The 20,867-nt window shown below is 69.9% G+C and carries 12 protein-coding genes; 10 read left to right on the top strand and 2 right to left on the bottom strand.

The genetic code is table 11. The features are described 5' to 3' along the window. Nucleotides 1-183 precede the first annotated feature (183 nt). The 7 genes from gltB to ACLQ2T_RS18605 all read left to right on the top strand — a co-directional run bounded on the left by gltB (nucleotide 184) and on the right by ACLQ2T_RS18605 (nucleotide 12,020). Nucleotides 184-4,932, top strand: coding sequence for a glutamate synthase large subunit (gltB, locus tag ACLQ2T_RS18635; protein WP_425767624.1), 4,749 nt, complete (start codon nucleotides 184-186; stop codon nucleotides 4,930-4,932). Next, nucleotides 4,925-6,433 (top strand): glutamate synthase subunit beta, encoded by a 1,509-nt coding sequence (locus ACLQ2T_RS18630; RefSeq protein ID WP_425767623.1) that lies wholly within the window; start codon nucleotides 4,925-4,927, stop codon nucleotides 6,431-6,433. Before gltB ends, ACLQ2T_RS18630 begins: the two co-directional genes overlap by 8 nt. A gap of 205 nt (nucleotides 6,434-6,638) precedes the next feature. Next, on the top strand, nucleotides 6,639-7,439 hold the full coding sequence (locus tag ACLQ2T_RS18625) for an SGNH/GDSL hydrolase family protein (RefSeq protein WP_425767622.1): 801 nt from the start codon (nucleotides 6,639-6,641) through the stop codon (nucleotides 7,437-7,439). A 159-nt stretch (nucleotides 7,440-7,598) separates the two neighbouring features. Next, complete coding sequence (locus ACLQ2T_RS18620) at nucleotides 7,599-10,136, top strand: FtsK/SpoIIIE domain-containing protein (protein ID WP_425767621.1); 2,538 nt, start codon at nucleotides 7,599-7,601, stop codon at nucleotides 10,134-10,136. 2 nt (nucleotides 10,137-10,138) lie between these two features. Further along, nucleotides 10,139-11,155 (top strand): hypothetical protein, encoded by a 1,017-nt coding sequence (locus ACLQ2T_RS18615; protein WP_425767620.1) that lies wholly within the window; start codon nucleotides 10,139-10,141, stop codon nucleotides 11,153-11,155. A gap of 141 nt (nucleotides 11,156-11,296) precedes the next feature. After that, nucleotides 11,297-11,560 (top strand): DUF6244 family protein, encoded by a 264-nt coding sequence (locus tag ACLQ2T_RS18610; RefSeq protein ID WP_102660593.1) that lies wholly within the window; start codon nucleotides 11,297-11,299, stop codon nucleotides 11,558-11,560. Nucleotides 11,561-11,594: 34 nt separating this feature from the next. Further along, on the top strand, nucleotides 11,595-12,020 hold the full coding sequence (locus ACLQ2T_RS18605) for a hypothetical protein (protein ID WP_425767619.1): 426 nt from the start codon (nucleotides 11,595-11,597) through the stop codon (nucleotides 12,018-12,020). A gap of 86 nt (nucleotides 12,021-12,106) precedes the next feature. Here the strand turns inward: ACLQ2T_RS18605 and ACLQ2T_RS18600 are convergent, their stop codons facing one another. Next, nucleotides 12,107-13,363, bottom strand: a complete 1,257-nt coding sequence (locus ACLQ2T_RS18600; protein ID WP_425767618.1) for a S8 family peptidase — start codon at nucleotides 13,361-13,363, stop codon at nucleotides 12,107-12,109. A 292-nt stretch (nucleotides 13,364-13,655) separates the two neighbouring features. Beyond that, a complete protein-coding gene (locus ACLQ2T_RS18595) occupies nucleotides 13,656-14,156 on the bottom strand; it encodes a hypothetical protein (RefSeq protein WP_425767617.1) in 501 nt (166 codons plus the stop codon). A gap of 231 nt (nucleotides 14,157-14,387) precedes the next feature. On the opposite strand from ACLQ2T_RS18595, the gene ACLQ2T_RS18590 reads away from it, so the two are divergent. Genes ACLQ2T_RS18590 through ACLQ2T_RS18580 form a run of 3 tightly spaced genes read left to right on the top strand, consistent with a single transcriptional unit; the run spans nucleotide 14,388 to nucleotide 20,838 of the window. Then, nucleotides 14,388-17,855, top strand: coding sequence for a DEAD/DEAH box helicase family protein (locus ACLQ2T_RS18590; protein ID WP_425767616.1), 3,468 nt, complete (start codon nucleotides 14,388-14,390; stop codon nucleotides 17,853-17,855). After that, the gene (locus tag ACLQ2T_RS18585) at nucleotides 17,852-19,348 is read left to right on the top strand and encodes a restriction endonuclease subunit S (protein ID WP_425767615.1); all 1,497 of its coding nucleotides are present in this window, start codon (nucleotides 17,852-17,854) and stop codon (nucleotides 19,346-19,348) included. The genes ACLQ2T_RS18590 and ACLQ2T_RS18585 overlap by 4 nt, the downstream gene beginning before the upstream one ends. Then, nucleotides 19,345-20,838, top strand: a complete 1,494-nt coding sequence (locus tag ACLQ2T_RS18580; protein ID WP_425767614.1) for a type I restriction-modification system subunit M — start codon at nucleotides 19,345-19,347, stop codon at nucleotides 20,836-20,838. The genes ACLQ2T_RS18585 and ACLQ2T_RS18580 overlap by 4 nt, the downstream gene beginning before the upstream one ends. Nucleotides 20,839-20,867 lie beyond the last annotated feature (29 nt).

Raw genomic sequence — 20,867 nt, 5'->3', positions numbered from 1 at the left:
AAACGCTCTAGCAGCTCAGCGTGGCCTGCATCCACCCGGCGAGATTACCCGTCTCAGAGTCTGGACGGTGTGATCAATCTGCACTGGCCTTGCCCTACGAGCCCTAACGTAGACTTAATAGTCCGCGTATAGGGCCGACGTCGTCCCGACCATGTTCCAGCCTGAGTGACGACAGGAGGCCCGGTGGCCTTTGCGTACCCACACCGCCCCCAGCCGGCACCGCAGGACCCCCAGGTGACGTCTCCTGCCGGCCTGTACGACGGCGCTCATGAGCACGACGCCTGCGGTGTCGCCTTCGTGGCCGATCTGCACGGACGGCGCTCCCATACGGTGGTCGCCAACGGCCTAGGCGCGCTCTGCCGGCTGGACCACCGGGGTGCCCGTGGCGCGGAGCCGAACACCGGCGACGGCGCCGGCATCATGATCCAGGTACCGGACGCCTTCCTGCGCGCGGTGGTGGACTTCCCCCTGCCCCCGGCCGGCGAGTACGCCACCGGTCTGGTCTTCCTGCCGGACGACGACGCCGGTGAGGCGCGGGCCCGCCAGGTGGTCGAGAAGTACGCCCTGGTCGAGGGGGCGGAACTGCTCGGCTGGCGGGATGTGCCGGTCGATCCCTCCGACCTCGGCGACACGGCGCTGGCCGCGATGCCCCGGGTGCGACAGTTGTTCCTCGCCGCCTGCCGACTCACCGACACCCCGGCCGGCCGGGCCGGCTCTCCGCTGCGCGGCCTCGAACTGGAGCGGGTCGCCTTCTGCGTACGCAAGCAGGCCGAGCGGGAGTCCGCCGAGCGGGGTGTGCCGGCGTACTTCCCCTCGCTGTCCGGGCGGACCATGGTCTACAAGGGGATGCTCACCCCGGACCAGCTGCCCGCCTTCTACCCGGATCTGACCGACGAGCGGGTGGACAGCGCCATCGCCCTGGTGCACTCCCGGTTCTCCACGAACACCTTCCCCTCCTGGCCGCTGGCCCACCCGTACCGGTTCATCGCCCACAACGGTGAGATCAACACCATCCGGGGCAACCGGAACTGGATGCAGGCCCGCGAGGCCCTGCTGCGTACCCCCGACCTGCCGGGCAACATCCGCCGGGTCTTCCCGGTCTGCACCCCGGCCGCCTCTGACTCGGCGAACTTCGACGAGGTCCTGGAGCTGCTGCACCTGGCCGGGCGGAGCCTGCCGCACGCGGTGCTGATGATGATCCCGGAGGCCTGGGAGAACGACCCGGACATGGCCGCCGACAAGCGGGCCTTCTACCGGTTCCACGCCAGCCTGATGGAGCCCTGGGACGGCCCGGCCTCGGTCGCCTTCACCGACGGTGAGATCGTCGGCGCGGTGCTCGACCGCAACGGTCTGCGGCCGGGGCGCTGGTGGCAGACCGCCGACGGGCTCGTGGTGCTGGGCAGCGAGGCCGGGGTGCTCGACCTCGACCCGGCCACCGTGGTCGCCAAGGGTCGTCTCCAGCCCGGCAAGATGTTCCTGGTCGACACCACGGCCGGTCGGATCGTGCACGACGAGGAGATCAAGACCGAGCTGGCCGCCGCCCAGCCGTACGCCGACTGGCTGCACGCCGGGCTGATCGAGCTGGACGACCTGCCGGCCCGCGAACACCAGGTCTACACCCACGACTCGGTACGCCGTCGTCAGCTGACCTTCGGCTACACCGAGGAGGAGCTGAAGATCCTGCTGGCCCCGATGGCCCGTACCGGCGCGGAGCCGATCGGCTCGATGGGCACGGACACCCCGATCGCCCCGCTGTCCACCCGGCCCCGGCTGCTCTACGACTACTTCCACCAGCTGTTCGCCCAGGTCACCAACCCGCCGCTGGACGCCATCCGGGAGGAGTTGGTGACCAGCCTGGCCTCGACCATCGGCCCGGAGGGCAACCTGCTCGACCCCGGTCCGGCGAGCTGCCGGCAGATCGTGCTGCCCTACCCGGTGATCGACAACGACGAGCTGGCCAAGATCCTCAGCATCGACGAGGACGGCGACCTGCCCGGCTTCAAGGCGGTACGGGTCTCCGGGCTCTACCGCATCCGCGACGGCGGCGCCGGGATCAAGGCCCGGCTGACCGAGATCTGCCGGCACGTCTCCGAGGCGATCGAGGACGGGGTACGCATCCTGGTGCTCTCCGACCGGGACTCCAACGCCGACCTGGCGCCGATCCCGTCGCTGCTGCTCACCGCGGCGGTGCACCAGCATCTGGTCCGGGAGCAGACCCGCACCCAGGTAGCCCTGATCGTGGAGTCCGGCGACTGCCGGGAGGTGCACCACGCGGCCGTGCTGGTCGGCTACGGCGCGGCGGCGGTCAACCCGTACCTGGCCTTCGAGTCGGTCGAGGACATGATCTCCACCGGCGCGTTGGCCGGGATCGAGCCGCGTGCCGCGATCCGCAACTACGTCAAGGCCCTCGGCAAGGGGGTCCTGAAGATCATGTCGAAGATGGGCATCTCCACGGTGTCCTCGTACTGCGGGGCGCAGGTCTTCGAGGCGGTCGGGCTGCATGAGCGTCTGGTCCAGCGGTACTTCCGGGGCACCCCGAGCACGATCAGCGGGGTCGGCCTGGACGGCATCCACGCCGAGGTGGCCGCCCGGCACGCCCTGGCCTGGCCGGCGCCCGGGGTCCCGGCCGGTGACCGGCTGCCGGTGGGCGGGGAGTACCAGTGGCGCCGCGAGGGTGAACTGCACCTGTTCAACCCGGAGACGGTGTTCCTGCTCCAGCACGCCACCCGCAGCCGCCAGTACGACGTGTTCCGCAGCTACACCGCCAAGGTCGACGAGTTGGCCGCGAAGGCCGGTTCCCTGCGTGGGCTGTTCCGGCTGCGTACCGGCGAACTGCCGCCGGTGCCGATCGAGGAGGTGGAACCGGCCAGCGAGATCGTCAAGCGGTTCGCCACCGGCGCCATGTCGTACGGGTCGATCTCGGCCGAGTCGCACGAGACCCTGGCGATCGCGATGAACCGCCTCGGCGGCAAGTCCAACACCGGCGAGGGCGGCGAGGACGTCGACCGGCTGCACGACCCGCTGCGCCGCTCGTCGGTCAAGCAGATCGCCAGTGGCCGGTTCGGGGTGACCAGCGAATACCTGGTCAACGCCGACGACCTCCAGATCAAGATGGCCCAGGGGGCCAAGCCCGGTGAGGGCGGGCAGTTGCCCGGCAACAAGGTGTGGCCGTGGATCGCCCGGACCCGGCACGCCACCCCCGGGGTGGGTCTGATCTCCCCGCCGCCGCACCACGACATCTACTCCATCGAGGACCTCGCCCAGCTGGTGCACGACCTCAAGTGCGTCAACCCGGCCGCCCGGGTGCACGTCAAGCTGGTCAGCGAGGTCGGGGTCGGCACGGTGGCCGCCGGGGTGGCCAAGCTCAAGGCCGACGTCATCCTGATCTCCGGTCACGACGGCGGCACCGGGGCCTCCCCACTGAATTCGCTCAAGCACGCCGGCACCCCGTGGGAGCTGGGCCTGGCCGAGGCGCAGCAGACCCTGCTGCTGAACAAGCTGCGCGACCGGGTCACCGTGCAGGTCGACGGCCAGCTCAAGACCGGCCGGGACGTGATCGTGGCGGCGCTGCTCGGTGCCGAGGAGTTCGGCTTCGCCACCGCCCCGCTGATCGTCTCCGGCTGCATCATGATGCGGGTCTGTCACCTGGACACCTGTCCGGTCGGCATCGCCACCCAGAACCCGGTGCTGCGGGAGCGCTACACCGGCAAGCCGGAGTTCGTGGAGAACTTCTTCCTGTTCCTCGCCGAGGAGATCCGCGGTTACCTGGCCGAGCTGGGTCTGCGCAGCATCGACGAGGCGATCGGCCGCACCGAGCTGCTGGACGTCGTACCGGCGATCGAGCACTGGAAGGCCGGCGGGCTCGACCTGCACCGGGTGCTGCACCTGCCGGAGCTGCCCGAGGGGGCGGCCCGTCGGGGCGTACGCGCTCAGGATCATGGTTTGGAGCTGGCGTTGGACAACCAGCTCATCGCGCTGGCGGAGCCAGCCCTGCGCGGCGACGGCGAGCCCGCCCCGGTGCGGGCCGAGGTGACCATCCGCAACGAGCACCGCAGCGTCGGCGCGATGCTCGGCGGGGAGGTCACCCGCCGCTACGGCGGCGCCGGGCTGCCCACCGACACGATCGAGTTCACCCTGCGCGGCACCGCCGGGCAGTCCTTCGGGGCCTTCCTGCCCCGGGGGGTCACCCTGCGGCTGTACGGCGACGCCAACGACTACGTCGGCAAGGGGCTCTCCGGTGGTCGGCTGATCGTCCGACCGGCGCCGACCTCGCCGTTCGTCGGTCCCGACGCCGCGCCGGGTGGCCGGGCCGAGGATCAGATCATCGCCGGCAACACCATCCTGTACGGCGCCACCGGAGGAGAGGTCTTCCTGCGCGGTCGGGTGGGGGAGCGGTTCGCGGTCCGCAACTCCGGTGCGGCGGCCGTCGTCGAGGGGGTCGGCGACCACGGCTGCGAGTACATGACCGGGGGCACCGTGGTGGTGCTCGGCGCCACCGGGCGCAACTTCGCCGCCGGCATGTCCGGTGGTACGGCCTTCGTCTGGAACCTGGACCGGCGGCGGGTCAACACCGAACTGGTCGACCTGTCCACCCCCAGTGAGTCCGAGCGTGCCCGGCTGCACGAGTTGGTGCAGCGGCACTTCGCCGAGACCGACTCGGCCGTCGCCGAGCAGTTGCTCAAGCGCTGGCCGGAGGCGGTGGAGGAGTTCACCGCCGTGGTACCCCGGGACTACCGCCGGGTCATGGAGATCATGCAGGCCGCCGAAGCCGCCGGCCAGGACGTCGACGAGGCGGTGATGAGCGCCCTGGCGCCCGCCGCCGCCCAACCGCAGCCGACGCCCACGGAGGCGTCGCAGCCGACGCACGCCGAGGCGTCGCAGTCGGTCCCGCCCGCGAACCGGGTGGTCGCCCAGGAGGTGGCTCGTGCCTGACCCGAACGGTTTCCTGCGTCACCCCCGCCGGATGCCGGCGCGCCGGCCGGTGCCGGTGCGGATCAGTGACTGGCGGGAGGTCTACCCCCCGGCCGGTGAGGAGCTGATCCGCGAGCAGGCGGCCCGGTGCATGGACTGCGGCATCCCCTTCTGCCACAGCGACACCGCCGGCTGCCCGCTGGCCAACCGGATCCCGGACTGGAACGACCTGGTCCGCACCGGCAACTGGGCGGCGGCGGTGGAGTCGCTGCACGCCACCAACAACTTCCCCGAGTTCACCGGTCGACTCTGCCCGGCGCCCTGCGAGGCCGCCTGCGTGCTCGGCATCGCCGGGGGTGACCCGGTGACCATCAAGCAGGTCGAGGCGGAGATCGCCGACGCCGCCGTGGCCCGGGGGCTCACCCCGGCTGCGGTGCCGCCGCCGAGTGGACGGTCCGTCGCCGTGGTCGGTTCCGGCCCGGCCGGGCTGGCCGCCGCGCAGCAACTGGCCCGCGCCGGCCACGCCGTCACCGTGTACGAGCGCGACGACGCGATCGGTGGCCTGCTGCGGTACGGCATCCCCGACTTCAAGCTGGAGAAGCGACACATCGACACCCGGCTGGCCCAGCTCGCCGCCGAAGGGGTGCAGTTCCGCACCGGGGTCGACGTCGGGGTCGACATCACCGCGGAGCAGTTGCGGGCCCGGCACGACGCGGTGCTGCTGGCCTGCGGTGCGTTGCAGGGCCGCGAGTCCGACACCCCGGGTCGGCAGCTGCGGGGGGTGCACCAGGCGATGAGGCACCTGGTGGCAGCCAACCGGGTGGTGGCCACGGCCGGTGAGGGGCGGCCCGCCCTGGCCACCCTGCCCGACGGTACGCCGATCGACGCGGCCGGTAAGCATGTCGTCATCATCGGCGGCGGGGACACCGCGGCGGACTGCCTGGGGGTGGCCCACCGGCAGGGCGCGGCCGGCGTACACCAGCTGGACCTGTACCCGCAGCCGCCCAGGGCCCGCGACGAGGCCCGCGACCCGTGGCCCACCTGGCCGTGGATCCTGCGCGAGTACGCCGCCCACGAGGAGGGTGGCGAGCGGGTCTTCGCGGTGGCGGTGCAGGAGTTCGTCGACGACGGCACCGGCGCGGTCCGGGCGGTACGCATCGCCGAGGTGACCGTGGAGAAGCGCGACGGCCGGCGGATCGTCACCCCGGTGCCGGGTACCGAGCGGGAGTTGCCCGCCGACCTGGTGCTGCTGGCGATCGGCTTCGAGGGCACCGAGGAGCAGCCGCTGCTGGCCCAGTTCGGGGTGGCCCGCAACGCCCGGGGCGCGATCGATTCCCGGGACGACTGGCAGACCGAGGTCGAGGGGGTCTTCGTCGCCGGTGACATGCACCGGGGCGCCTCGCTGATCGTCTGGGCGATCGCCGAGGGTCGGGCCGCCGCCGCGGCGATCCACCACTACCTCGACGGGGTGGGCGCCCTGCCCGCTCCTGTCCGCGCCGACTCCCGCCCCCTGACGGTGTAAGGAAGGGCCCCCTTTTAACGTCTCGTGTAGAGCAGGGGTCCCCTGTTAACAGCACACGGCACCCGCCTGATCGGTACCGATCGGGCGGGTGCCGTCGGCTATTCCCTTAATCCAGATGTTTCGATAGCATTACCGCCCAGTAACAACCCTTGGCCACGCGCGCGGTTCTCGGGCTCCACCACCACCCCCTTGTGGAGGTCCGCCAATGCCCCACCGTCCGCTGGCCCGCGCCCTGGCCGCGCTGGTCGCCATCGCCACCGCCACCCTCGGTGCGCTGGCCGTCCCCGCCGCCGCCCAGGCCGCCGCCCCCATCCACTACGTAGCCCTCGGCGACTCCTACTCCTCCGGGGTCGGCGCCGGCCCGTACGACCTGTCCACCTGCCTGCGCAGCCAGAAGTCGTACGCCCCGCTGTGGGCCGCGGCCAACAACGTGGCCAGCTTCCGCTTCCCCGCCTGCGGTGGGGCGGTCACCGCCGACGTGCTCAACAACCAGCTCGGCTCGCTGAGCAGCACCACCACCATGGTCACCATCACGGTCGGCGGTAACGACGCCGGATTCGCCGACGTGATGACCAGTTGCCGGTTCGGCAGCACCTCCAGCTGCACCAACGCGGTCAACCAGGCGAAGGCCTTCGCCACCGGCACCCTCCCGGCCCGACTGGACCGCACCTACGCCGCCATCCGCGACCGGGCGCCCAACGCCCGCCTGATCGTGCTCGGCTACCCGCGCCTGTTCGAGACCGGCTCCTGTGGACTGCTGGCGATGAGCAGCCAGAAGCGAACCCTGCTCAACGAGGCCGCCGACACCCTGGCCCAGGTCACCGCCGACCGGGCGGCAGCGGCCGGTGCCACCTTCGCCGACACCCGACCCACCTTCGCCGGTCACGGCGTCTGCGCCGCCCAGCCGTGGATCCGTGACGTCACCGGGGTCATCGAGGCGTACCACCCGAACGCCGACGGCTACCGCCACGGCTACCTGCCGGCCCTCAACGCGGTCACCGGCTGACCGCACACCGACGACGGCCGACGGTACGCACCCCGCGTACCGTCGGCCGTCGCCGTTCCACTGTGGGTCGACACGTCCGGGCGCGCGGACACGTGCCCGCCTCGCCGTGGTCCGTTAGGGTTTCAGCGGACCACAGGGACGGCGGCGGAGGAGCAGAGGTTGGGCAGGCTCGCGTCGGCGTACGGGCAGGCGATCGCCGCCCACCGGGCCGCCCGGGCCCACCTGGAGGCCGCCCGGGAGGCGCTGCGGGGGACCACACCCCCCGCCGGCAGGGTCGACCCCGACCTGCTGACCCGGCTGGCCCGGGTCGGCGGCACCCTGGCCACCCCCACCCCGGGCACCCCCCTGGCCGGTCAGCCGGTGCCGGTACGCCTCGGTGAGGCGGTCACCGCCGGTGAGGGTTTCCCCGTCCTGGTGCCCCTCGGGGCCGGTCATCACCTGTCCGTCGACACGGACGCCCGCAACCCGGCCGTGGCCGGAGCACTGCGCGCGGTCGTGCTGCGGCTGCTGGCCACGGCCGCACCCGGCTCGGTCCGGGTGACCGGGCTGGACAGCGGCGCCCTGGGGGCCACCTTCGGACCCCTGCGACCACTGCTGGACTCCGGGGTCATCGACCCACCGGCGACCACCGAGGCGGAGGTCGCCACCCTGCTGGACGCCGCCGAACAGCACGCCCGTACCGCCCGGCGTAGCGACCGCCCCGACCAGGAACTCCTGGTGCTGGTCGCCGCCTCCGTCCCCTCCCCCCGGGAGGCCGCCCGGCTGGCCGCGCTCACCCACGCCGGGCCGGCCGCCGCCGTCTGCGTCCTGCTGGCCGGTTGGAGCGCCACCGGGCCCGGGGAGACGATGCCGCCGCTGGGCACCACGACCACCCTGCGGATGATCGACGGGTACGCCCGGGTCGGTGACCCGCCGCACGCACCCTTCAGCGCCGACGGCAGCGGCCTGCCCCTGCCGGTACGCCTGGACGGCGACCCGCCGCCGGCCTCGGTCGCGGCGCTGGCCACCCACCTCGGCGAGACCGCCCGCCGGGGCGCCACGGTCGGCTTCGCCGATCTGCTGCCGCCTAAGCGGTGGGCCGCCTCGGCCCGCTCCGGCCTGCGTACCGTGGTCGGTCGAGCCGGCCGGGAACCCTTCACCATCGCCTTCGACGACGCCACCCCGCACTGGCTGGTCGGTGGACGTACCGGTAGCGGCAAGACGGTGTTCCTGCTGGACGTGCTCTACGGGCTGGCCGCCCGCTACGCCCCCACCGAGTTGCAGCTCTACCTGCTCGACTTCAAGGAGGGGGTGAGCTTCACCGAGTTCGTCCCCACCGGCCGCGACCCCTCCTGGCTGCCGCACGCCCGGGCCGTGGGCATCGAGAGCGACCGCGAGTACGGGGTGGCCGTACTGCGGGAGCTGCGCCGCGAACTGCACCGGCGGGCCACCGCCCTGAAACGCCACGGGGTCACCAAACTGGCCGACCTGCCCGCCGACACCGCCGTGCCGAGGATCGTCGCCGTGATCGACGAGTTCCAGGTGCTGCTGGCCGGCAACGACCCGATCTCCCGGGAGTCGGTGGACCTGCTGGAGGAGTTGGCCCGCAAGGGCCGCTCGTACGGCATCCATCTGGTGCTGGCCAGCCAGAGCACCACCGGCATCGAGGCCCTCTACGGCCGGGCCGAGGCGGTGTTCGGGCAGTTCGCGTTGCGGGTGGCGCTGCCCGGAGGCGGGGGAGTGCTCGACCAGCTCAACGACGCCGCGGCCACCCTGCCGATCGGCTCGGCCGTGGTGAACACCGCCGCCGGGGTGTCCGGGGCCAACACGGTCATCCGCTTCCCGGACGCCTACGCCGCCGCCGAGGAGTTGACCCGCCTGCGGCACGAGCTGTGGCAGGCCCGCTCGGCCACCGCCCGGCCACCCTCGGTGTTCCGGGGCTACGAGACCGCCCGGGTGGAGGAGGACCCCACCTTCACCGGTCTGCGCCCCGGGGGTCGGCGACCCCTGGCCCTGGTCGGCCGCACGGTCGACGTGGACGGCACCAGCGCCCTGTTCATCATGGACACCGCCCCCGGGCGGCACCTGGCCGTGGTGGGCACCGCCACCGCCGGTGCCGAGGTGCTGCGGGCGGCCACCCTGAGCCTGGCCCGGCAGCACACCCCCGGGGAGGTGACCTTCCTGCTGGCCCCCCTGGTCGCCGCCGCCGACCCGGCCGCCGACGACACTGCGGCCACCCTGACCGCCGCCGGCCACCCGGTGGTACGCCTCGACGCCCCCGCCCTGCGGCAGCACCTGGTAACCCTCGGCTCGACCGACGCCACGACCTCGCCGGGGCGGGCCTACCTGGTGGTGTTCGGGATGGACGCCGCCGCCGGACTGCTGGCCGAGAGCGACCCGGCCACCTTCCGCAGCGGCCACGACGACCTGCGTACCCTGCTGCGCCAGGGCCCCGGTCACGGGGTGCACCTGCTCGGCTGGTGGCGGGGGCTGCGTCGACTCGCCGACGACCTCGGCGGGACCCAGAACCGCGACGACATCGCCTGCCTGGTGGCGCTGAACGTGCCCGGCGCCGACCTCGGCCTGCACCTGGGGGTGCACGACCTGGCGTACACCCCCCGGGCCGACCGGGCGCTGCTGGTCGACCGGCACGACCAGCGGATCCGGCTGATCGTGCCGTTCGCCCGCGACGAGCACCCCGGCGACGGGCAGGAGTGAGCGTGTCCACCTTCGACGAGTACGCCGCGCTGGTCCGGCACCTGTCCGTCCAGCAGCGCGCCAACGAGCAGGGTGTCGCCGCCGAGGCCGACCGGCGGCGGGATCTCGGTGCCGCCGTCGACTACCTGGACCGTCGACTGTCGGCCCAGGGGCAGCGGCTGGACCAGTTGGGCCGCACGATCGGCGTCGCACCACCGCCCGTCGGGCCGCCGCCGGGCACCGCGCCCACCTCCGGCCCACCGGGCACCGCGCCTACTTCCGGCCCGCCACATGGCTCCGGACCCGTTTCCGGCCCGCCAGGTCCGCCTGGCGTCGGACCTGCTTCCGGCCCGCCAGGTCCGCCCGGCGTGCCTGTCTCCGGCCCACCGTCGGCCCCCGGTCACCTGTACTCCCCGCCCGTCTCCGGTCCACCTGGTCCACCCGGTGTGCCGGTGTCCGGGTCACCTGCGAAGGGGACGGGGTGGGACGGCGGCGCAGCCGCCGCGCCGGGGCGGCCGGGGGTCGGGGCGTACCCCCAGGGGAGTGTGGGGGAGGCGGAGCGGGCGTTGCCGGTGGCGGTGAGCGCGACGGCGGCCGGGGTGCCCGGCCAGCGGGTCGGCGAGGTCGACCCGGCCACGGAGCTGGAGATGGTCCGGCGGTGGGCCGACGAGGCCGACCGGTACGCCCAGCAGACCGAGGTGCTGGCTCAGCGGCCGGCGCTGCTGCCGAGCTGGTCCCCGATGGCCCGGGCGATCGCCGTCTACCTCGGGTTCGCGGCCGTGTCGGTGCTGATCATGCTGGTGATGGTGCTGGCCTCCGGAATCGGGGTGGTCGGCGGCTGGACCCTGTTCTCCTGGATGTGTGCCGGCCTGCCCGCCGCCTCGCTGATCGGTGGCTGGCTGGTGCTCGGCCGCTGGGGTCGGCCCGCCGTCGGCGCGATGACCGCACCCCGCTACCCGGTGATCGGCTTCCTGCTTTGTTTCCTGGCCGTCCCGCTGGCCTACTGCGGTTACCTCATCATGATCCGCACGCTGCGGTGAACTCCGTCGAGATCTTGGTACGTCTGCGCCCCTCCAGGGGCGCTTTCGTACCAAGGTCTCCGGCTGCTGTCGGGGGTGCGGGAGTCTCGTAGGCTCCTCTGTGGTCGTTGCTCTGGTGGCGGAGGACGTGAGGGAGGGCGTGTGAGTGCAGCGGAGATGATCGCCAGGCTGGCGGCGGCGGCACAGAAGCTGGACGAGGCCAAGGCGAAGACGGCCGCCGCCGCGCAGGACGCGGCCGAGGCGCGGCAACTCGTCGCGGGAGCCCTCCAGGGGGTCGCCGCCGGGCCGCTGATCAACATGATCGACTCGTACCGCCAGGCCCTGGCGCAGGCCGCCCAGGGTGGTGAGCCCGCCAAACAGCACGTCCAGGAAACCATTGCGAAGGTACGCGCACTGGGTAACTGACCGCCGAGGGCGCGACGACAGGGGAGGTGGCGCGGTGAGCGAGAGCGCGATGCTGGACGGATTCCACATCGGAGGGGTGCCGGAGGGGCTGGGCGATCAGGTCTCCGACTTCGCCAGCGAGTGGGAGGACGTGCAGATCACCAGCCGGGTCTGGGAGCGGCAGACCGCCGACGGGCACCGGGTGGACCTGCGGGTGCATGTGCTGCGCGGGCAGCGGCTGGGGGACCTCGACGGGCTGCGCGACTTCCTCGTCGACTACCACGAACGCGAGTACGACGATTCCCAGGTGACCGAGTTCCCGCACCCCGAGGGGCCCGGCCTGGCGACCGATGCTCAGGTGTTCTGGCTGGCCGAGCCGGGAGTGGGGGTGACCGTGCTGGCCGACCCGGAGCGGGTCGACCAGGCGGGCCTACTTGCCGTCGCGCGTGGCATCGTCCGGCAACGCCAGCCGGCGGGTTGAGGTGCTGCCGGGCGGGCCGTCCAGGAACGGACCGGAACGCGGGCAGGGCCGCAGTTCTGCTGCGGCCCCGCTGTGCGAGTCGGAGATCAGGAACCGGTCGGGCTCAGCGGAGCACCATCCGGAATGGGGGTGACCCCGGTCGGGCCGACGTAGAGCAGCCGGTTCGGCGAGCCCTCCGGGTTGGGGATCTTGTTCTGGGTGGCGTTGCCCAAGATCAGGTTGCCTACCTGCTGGGGGGTCAGGCCGGGGGTGACGCCGAGGATCAGGGCGGCGGCACCGGCGACGTGCGGGGCGGCCATCGAGGTGCCGCTGGCAATGTAGGAGCTGTTGTCGCTGGTGTACCAGGCGGAACGGATTTCCTGGCCGGGGGCGAAGATGTCGGTGCAGCGGCCCCAGTTGGAGAACAGTGCCCGGGTGTCGCCGATGGTGCTGGCGTTCACCGTGATCGCTTCGAGGACCTTGGCCGGGGTGTATTCGCAGGCGTCGGAGTTGTTGTTACCCGAGGAGATCGTGTAGAGCACGCCTTTCAGGATGGAACCCCGGATCGCGTTCTCCAGGGTTACGTGGCTGCCTTTGGCGCCGAGACTCATGTTCGCCACCGCCGTCGTCCTGGTCACATGTTGAGCGGTCACCCATTCGACCCCGGCGATGACCGCCGCCGTACTACCCACGTTCCCACAGCCGAGAACCTTGACCGCGACCAGTGACACGCTCTTGGCAACCCCGAACGCCCTGCCACCGAGGGTGCCCGCGACATGCGTACCGTGGCCGTTGCAGTCGGTGTTGATCCCGTCCCCGGTGGTGTTGATACCCCAGACCGCCCGGCCGCCGAAATCGGCATGAGTCGTCCGGATCCCGCTGTCGATCACATACGCCCGCACCCTGTTCGTCGCGTCCGGGTACGTGTACGTGTTGTCGAGCGGCAGGTGTCGCTGATCGATCCGGTCGAGCCCCCACGACGGCGGGTTCACCTGAGTACCCGTGAGCTGGACCTCGACGTCCTGCTCGACGTACGCCACTCCCGGCTGGGCAGCGAGCCGGCGAGCAGTAGCGTGGCTCATCGTGCCCGCGAATCCGTTCAACGCATGCGAGTAGGTGTGCGCGACCTTGACGTCGTACCTGGTGGTCAGCTCACGGGTCAGCGTTTGGGCATTGATCGCCGCGTCGTCCTTGAGTACCACGAGGTAACTGTCCGGAATGGCATTCGGATTGTTGGTGCCGAGAATGTTGCCCTCGGCCGCAGCCGCCGGTGACGCGGCCACCGAGACGAGTAGGGCAGCCGCAATGGCGACCGCCGATGATTTGGTGAAACGTCGTCGCCAGGTTCTGCGGGCATCGTCCATGATGATTCCTCCATGCTGACGCTGAGGGTGGGACCCCGTCGAACACGCAGAGCGCCATCTGCCGCGCAAGAATAACGACATCTATCCGTAACCGTCAATTATTCAAATTGACTCATCCGTCTCGTGTGGCGTCCGATGTCCGGATGAACTGTGTGCTAGCTCGCAAACCTGGTGTAGTCGCGATAATGCTTATTTAGCGTCACCTGGAAGCAGGGCTGGGAAGCTTCGGATCTGCGATTTCCACACCGGCAATTCGCGCTGGAGCAAATTCGCTATGCCGCTAGGTGTTGAGCTACGCAGACGACGGCCGAGGCGGTTCGTGCTGGTCCTCGGCGACCTGAAGCAGATGGCAGCGGACGATCGCCCGGCAGGAGGTGGCCAGGAGCAGTCCGATGCCAACCGCCATGATCGGCAGCCCGGCACCGAACGGTCGCTCCGCCACCGAATCCAGGCTGCTCTGTTCGCCCAACATGGCGAAGCTCGCCGCGACCACCGCAAGAGCGGTGACCAGGGTGCCGATGGCCGCGACCATCCCGGTCATCGCCGCCACCACGCTCCGCCGTGCCCACAGTGCGGCCCCGGCAGCCAGCAGCAGCCAACCGAAGGTGAGCAGAGTCCAGCCGCCCCCATCGCTGAGCGAGGCGTACTCCCAGCCGGAGAAGGACCACAGGGCGCGCTCGCTCCGACGGAACCAGGGCATCAGGTAGCCGCCGAAGGCGAGCATGGTGGCCACCAGCATGCCCGCGTCGACGGCGAACAGCCGGAGCGTTGAGGTCTGCGGTGCCGTGGACATGATCCTCCTCGTCCAAAAGCTACGGAGCAGCATCGTACGGCGTGATCCATACGCACGCCCACAGTCGCGGGTGGCCGGTAGACGGCACCTCATCGATGGGCGGTGCCACCGGGGCTAGCGCGTGTCGGGTCGGCGACAAAGCGGGTCAAACGCCATCCCTCGTACGTATCCTGGCGTGTTCATCGGCAACTGTGGACGTGGGGGAACGTGGATCCGCGACAATTACGGCGCTTGGCGGAACGGTCGGCCAACTTCGGGTTTCTGCTGAAGGATCATGGGCTGCTGGTCTGGTACGGGGCTGGCGCTGAGCTGCTGGTCTATGTCGACGCGCAGGCCGCGATGTTCAAGATCCGCGCCTTCGGCGACGAGTTGGCCAAGGAACTGCTGCGGCGCACCGGGCAGCAACCCCGCAGCGACTTCTACCACCGGGTGGAGGCGCTGCACGCGGACGGGACCCTGACCCGGGAGATCCACCGGGCCTTCCACAGCCTGCGGGATCAGGGCAACAGGGCGGTGCACGACCACTTGGCCGAGGTACGTGCCGCACTGGAGATGCTGCGTACCTGCTTCGAACTGGGACTGTGGTTTCACCGGGCGGTGACCGGTGACCGTTCGCCCATCGGCTTCGTGCCACCCACGCCACCACAGCAGCAGGTTCCGCGCAGCGTCGCCGACGCACTCCGAGACGAGCTGGACCGCTACCGCCGGGAGTTGGCCGAGGCGAAGCTGCTGCTCACCGGGGCACAGTCCGTCGAGCGGGCGCAGGCCGATGCCGAGCGGGCCGCCGACCAGGCGGTCCGGGCCGCTGCCGCCGGACGCGAGGAGGCCGCCGAGCTGGTCATCAGCCTGGAGTCGGCGGCGCGTGCCGAACAACAGCGCCGGGACTCCAGCCGGACCGGCAAGGTGTCGGCGGCCCGCCGGGAGGAGTTCATCGCCCGTGCCCGGCGTGCCTCCCGCGAACCCCTCAACGAGGCACAGACCCGGGTCGAGATCGACCGGCAGCTCCGCGAGGCCGGCTGGCAGGTCCAGGACGAGGAACACGCCAACTTGTACGCAGGACGCGGCGTGGCCGTCCGGGAGGTGACCCTGGCCAGCGGTCGGGCCGACTACCTGCTCTATGTCGATGAGCAACTGGTCGGGGTCATCGAGGCGAAGCGCGAAGGCACCGCCCCGCGTGGCGTGGAGGCGCAACTCGACCGCTACCGGCGCGGGCTGACCCCCGCGCAGAAACTGACCGCCTGGCGGCGAGACGTGCCGCTGCCGTTCGGCTATGTCGCCACCGGCACGCAGACCGCCTTCGTCAACGGGCTGGACCCGCATCCGCGTACCCGGGAGGTTTTTGCCTTTCACCGGCCGGAGACGTTGGCCCGGTGGATGCGGGAGGCCGACGACGACCCGGCCGCGCCGACGCTGCGTGCCCGGCTGCGGCAGATGCCGGAGCTGAACCCCTCCGGTCTGCGGCCGGCGCAGATCGAGGCGATCAGGGGCCTGGAACGCTCGCTGGCCGACGACCATCCCCGGTCGCTGATCCAGATGGCCACCGGCGCGGGTAAGACCTTCACCGCGGTAACCGCCAGCCACCGGCTGCTCAAGCACGCCCGCGCGAACCGGATTCTCTTCCTCGTCGACCGCAACAACCTGGGTCGACAGACCCTCCAGGAGTACGCGGGCTATCAGACTCCGGGCGACGGGCGGAAGTTCACCGAGCTGTACAACGTGGACCGGCTCTCCGGCGCGGGTCTGCTCGACTCCTCGACCGTGGTCATCTCCACGATTCAGCGGCTCTACGCCGCCCTGCGCGGTGAGGACCTGCCCGACCCGGATGCCGACGACCGCGCGTACGACGAGTACGAGCTGGACGCTCCGGCGGAGGTCGGCTACCAGTCGCGCATCCCGCCGGAGACCTTCGATCTGATCGTGGTGGACGAGTGTCACCGCTCGATCTACGGCCGGTGGCGGGCGGTGATCGAGTACTTCGACGCCTTCGTGGTCGGCCTGACCGCCACCCCGGTAGCCCAGACCCTGGGCTTCTTCCAGCAGCACCTGGTCTCGCAGTACACCTATGAGCAGGCGGTGGCCGACGGGGTCAATGTCGGCTTCGACGTGTACCGGATCAAGACCCAGATCACCGAGGCGGGGCACACCATCGACGCCGGAACAGTGGTGCCGCTGCGCGATCGGCGTACCCGGGCCGAGCGTTACCAGGAACTGGAGGACGATTTCCGGTACGAGGGCGGCCAGGTCGGCCGATCGGTGATCTCCAAGGGGCAGCTGCGCCTGGTGCTGGAGACCTTCCGGCAGCGGCTGTTCACCGAGATCTTCCCGGGCCGCAACACCGTGCCCAAAACGCTGATCTTCGCGCGGGACGACAACCACGCCGAGGAGATCGTCACGATGGTGCGGCAGGTCTTCGGGCGTGGCAACGACTTCGCCGCGAAGATCACCTATGCTTCCCGCCGTGAGGGTGCCAACCCCGACACCCTGCTGCAAGCCTTCCGCAACAGCCCGGAGCTGCGCATCGCGGTGACCGTCGACATGATCGCCACCGGCACCGACGTCCGCCCTCTGGAGTGCGTCTTCTTCCTCCGGCCGGTACGCAGCGCCACCTACTTCGAGCAGATGAAGGGACGCGGGGCACGCACCATCGACCCCGCCGAGTTCCAGGCGGTCACCCCCGACGCACAGGTCAAGGACCGGTTCGTCATCGTCGACGCGGTCGGCGTCACCGAAGCCGAGTTGGACGAGGCGGTGCCCCTGCACCGCCACTCCGAGAAGCAGATCTCCCTGCGTGACCTGCTCCGCAAGGCAGGCACCCTGACCGCCAACCCGGACGAGGTGGCCACCCTGTCGGATCGGCTGTCCCGGCTCCACCAGAAGATCAGCGACGCGGAGCGGGAGGAAATCGCCGAGCTGGGCGGGCAGCCGCTCACCGCGATCGCCCGGGGCCTGGTCGAGGCCGTGGCACCGGAACAGCTCAACCCCGCGAAGGCCGCCGGTCCTCGCGCGGTACGCGAGCTGCTGGCCGATGCCCTGCGCCCGCTGGCCGCCAACCCGGAACTGCGGGAACGCATCCTGGCCATTCGGCGGGCCCACGACATCACCATCGACGAGGTGAACGTCGACACCCTGCTGTCGGCTCACGGGGTACCGGCCGAGGATCTGGCCCAGAACATGGTCAAGGACTGGCACGCCTACCTGGAAGACCACCGCGCGGAGATCACCGCCCTTCAGGTCTTCTACGAGGGGCGCGGTCGGATCGGGTACGCCGAACTCAACGATCTGGCCCGGCGGATCGCCCGACCACCGCAAGCCTGGACGGCCGAATCGCTCTGGAAGGCGTACGTCCTGCTCGGCCGCACCGCCGAGGCCCCCGGCACCCGCAGCGTCACCGACCTGGTCAGTTTGATCCGCTACGAACTGGGGCTGGACACCGAGCTGCGGCCCTACCGCAGCGTGATCGAGGAACGCTTCCGAGGGTGGCTGCTGCGCCAGGAACAGGCGGGAGCTACCTTCACTGCCGACCAAGTGTGGTGGCTGGAGAGGATCAAGAACGTGATAGCGACAAGCGTGGAGATCACCCCCGACGACCTGGATGGCGCCCCCTTCACCGAACGCGGCGGCATCGACGGCTACGCCAACACCTTCGGCCCCCGCGCCGAACCCCTCCTCACCGAACTGAACCAGGAACTTTCCGCGTGACGCATCCGTTCGAGATTCCGCCATCTTGGACGTGGACAAACCTCGGTGAAATCGCAGAGGTTGTCGGCGGAGTCACGAAGGATAGTAAGCGACAAAATGATCCAAGCTACGTCGAAGTTCCCTACCTCCGGGTCGCCAACGTTCAGCGTGGCTACCTGGATCTTTCGAACGTCGCCACTATCCGAGTCCCTGAGCAGAAGGCAGAGTCTCTGCGCCTTCAGTATGGGGATGTCCTTCTCAACGAAGGAGGGGACCGCGACAAGCTTGGCCGAGGCTGGGTCTGGGAAGATCAGATCCCAGGATGCATCCACCAGAACCACGTCTTCCGCGCCCGCATCATCGACGGGGTCCTAGCGCCGAAGCTCCTTGCGCTGTTTGCCAACAGTTTCGGGCAGAAGTGGTTCCAACAGAACGGCCTGCAAAGCGTCAACTTGGCTTCTATTAGCCTAACGACGATCAAGAACTTCCCCGTGCCGTTGCCGCCGCTCGCCGAGCAGCACCGCATCGGCGCTGCTCTCGATAACCTGCTGTCGAGGCTCGATATTGGTTCGAGTGAGCTGGCGGCGATCATCCAACGTATGGATCGATTTCGCGATCAGATTATGTATCTAGCTGGTGTCGGTCGTCTCTCGAGCGGAGTTTCACGGAGTTTGGCCCAATTGCCTGAGCCTGCCGGTGTAGTTGATGGTGAACTGCCAGACATTCCGGGCACGTGGCAGTGGAAGCGGCTGGGGGAGATTGCCGATGTCATTGGTGGTGTGACAAAGGATGCCAAGCGGCAGTCGAATCCCGACTTTGTGGAGGTCCCCTACCTCCGGGTGGCGAACGTGCAACGTGCTCGTCTCGATCTTGCGGAGGTGACGCGGATCCGGGTGCCCCCAAAGAAGGCAGAGCAGTTGCGGTTGGTTCCCGGCGATGTGCTGCTCAATGAGGGCGGTGACCGGGACAAGTTGGGTCGAGGCTGGGTGTGGGAAGGGCAGATAGCCGGTTGCATCCACCAGAACCATGTTTTTCGTGCTCGCATCAGGGATGAGGTGCTGCACCCGAAGTTGTTGGCGTGGCACGCGAACGGATTCGGGCGGCGCTGGTTCGAGGTCAACGGTCTACAGAGCGTTAACCTGGCTTCTATCAGCCTCGGCAAGATGCGGCAGTTTCCCGTCCCTGTTCCTCCCCGCGATGAGCAGGAAGCGCTGGTGCAGACGGCCGAGACGTACCTGTCCATGTTGGATGGCATGGAGAAGGCGGTGGCGACTGCCCGGCAGAAGGCAGTTCACCTTCGCGCGTCGTTGCTGGCAGATGCATTTGCTGGGCGGCTTGTGCCGCAGGACGCAAACGACGAGCCAGCATCGGAGTCGTTGGCGCGAGTCCGGGCTGAGCGCGAGGTGGCGTTGCCGAAGCAGAAGTCTCGTCCTCGGCGTACGAAGAAAGACTTGCCGGCACCGCCGACCAGGGTGACCGGCGATGACTACCAGCAGGAGGCACTGCCGCTGTGAGCACTGTGGATTCGCGTCGGTTGGTGCAGAAGCTCTGGAACTACTGTGACGTGCTGCGCGACGATGGTGTGTCGACCATCGATTATGTGGAGCAGTTGACCTTCCTGCTGTTCCTGAAGATGGCCGACGAGCGGGCCAAGCGGCCGATGCTGCCGGAGCAGATCGTGCCTCCCGCGTTGAGTTGGCAGACCCTGCTCGACGCCGAGGGTGACGCGCTGGAGGTGCAGTACCGGCACATTCTGGCTGGGCTGGCCAAGGAAGGCGGCACGCTCGGCACGATCTTCCGCAAGGCGCAGAACAAGATCCAAGATCCGGCGAAGCTGAAGCGGTTGATCGTCGACCTGATCGACCAGGAGAACTGGTCCGGGACCGGTGTCGACGTCAAGGGCGATGCGTACGAGGAGTTGCTGGTCCGGGGCGCGGAGGACACCAAGTCGGGGGCAGGACAGTACTTCACCCCTCGGGCGCTGACGGCCGCGATGGTCGACTGCATGATGCCGACCCCGGACGACACGATCACCGATCCGGCCTGCGGCACCGGTGGTTTCCTGCTCGCCGCCTTCGAGTACATCCAGCGACACCACGGCGCAAGCCTCACCCCGGATCAGCGGCGCCGACTTGCCTCCGGCGCCATAACCGGTACGGAACTGGTCGAGGGCACGGCACGGCTGGCCGCCATGAACATGCTGCTGCACGGCATCGGCACCCCGGGTGGGAACTCGCTGATCACCATCGGTGACGCGCTGGGTAACCCGCCAGCCCGCCGGCACACCCTGGTGCTGGCGAACCCGCCGTTCGGGCGAAGCTCCACGATCCGGTCGGTGACCGAGACTGGCAAGGCCTCCCGCGAGGAGCGCGAGATCGAGCGGACCGACTTCTGGGCGGCGACCGCCAACAAGCAGCTCAATTTCGTGCAGCACATCGCATCCTTGCTGGAGATCGACGGCCGGGCCGCCGTCGTCTTGCCGGACAACGTCCTCTTCGAGGGCGGCGCGGGGGAGACCATCCGCCGTCGACTGCTCAAGCAGTACGACCTGCACACTCTGCTGCGCCTGCCCACCGGCATCTTCTATGCCGGTGGGGTCAAGGCCAACGTGTTGTTCTTCGAGCGCAAGCGGGCCCGCGAACAACCCTGGACCCAGAAGCTCTGGGTGTACGACTTCCGCACCAACCAGCACTTCACCCTCAAGCAGAACCCGCTGCGCCGCGAACATCTCCAGGATTTCGTGGACTGCTATCTGCCCGGCAAGGACCGCAGCGAGCGGGTGGAGTCCGAACGGTTCAAGGCGTTCAGCTACGACGAGTTGATCGCCCGGGACAAGGTGAACCTGGACATCACCTGGCTACGCGACGCTTCGCTGGAGGACGCCGACGCCCTGCTGCCGCCCGAGGTGATCGCTCAGGAGATCGTCGAAGACCTCCAGGCCGCCCTGCGCGAATTCGCCGCCATAGCCGACGCGCTTGGCAGCTCCGACTCGAAACCGGCCTGACGATCCTGCTGCCCAGGGTCCCTGATCTG

Source organism: Micromonospora sp. DT229 (genome assembly GCF_049844505.1).
In the GTDB taxonomy this organism is placed as follows: domain Bacteria; phylum Actinomycetota; class Actinomycetes; order Mycobacteriales; family Micromonosporaceae; genus Micromonospora.
This window is presented reverse-complemented; position numbering and strand designations above follow the sequence as displayed.

Excerpts from the sequence above, each read along its gene's own strand:
- ACLQ2T_RS18595 (WP_425767617.1), bottom strand. The coding sequence starts at position 14,156 with ATGTCCACGGCACCGCAGACCTCAACGCTCCGGCTGTTCGCCGTCGAC.
- ACLQ2T_RS18625 (WP_425767622.1), top strand. The coding sequence starts at position 6,639 with ATGCCCCACCGTCCGCTGGCCCGCGCCCTGGCCGCGCTGGTCGCCATC.
- ACLQ2T_RS18600 (WP_425767618.1), bottom strand. The coding sequence starts at position 13,363 with ATGGACGATGCCCGCAGAACCTGGCGACGACGTTTCACCAAATCATCG.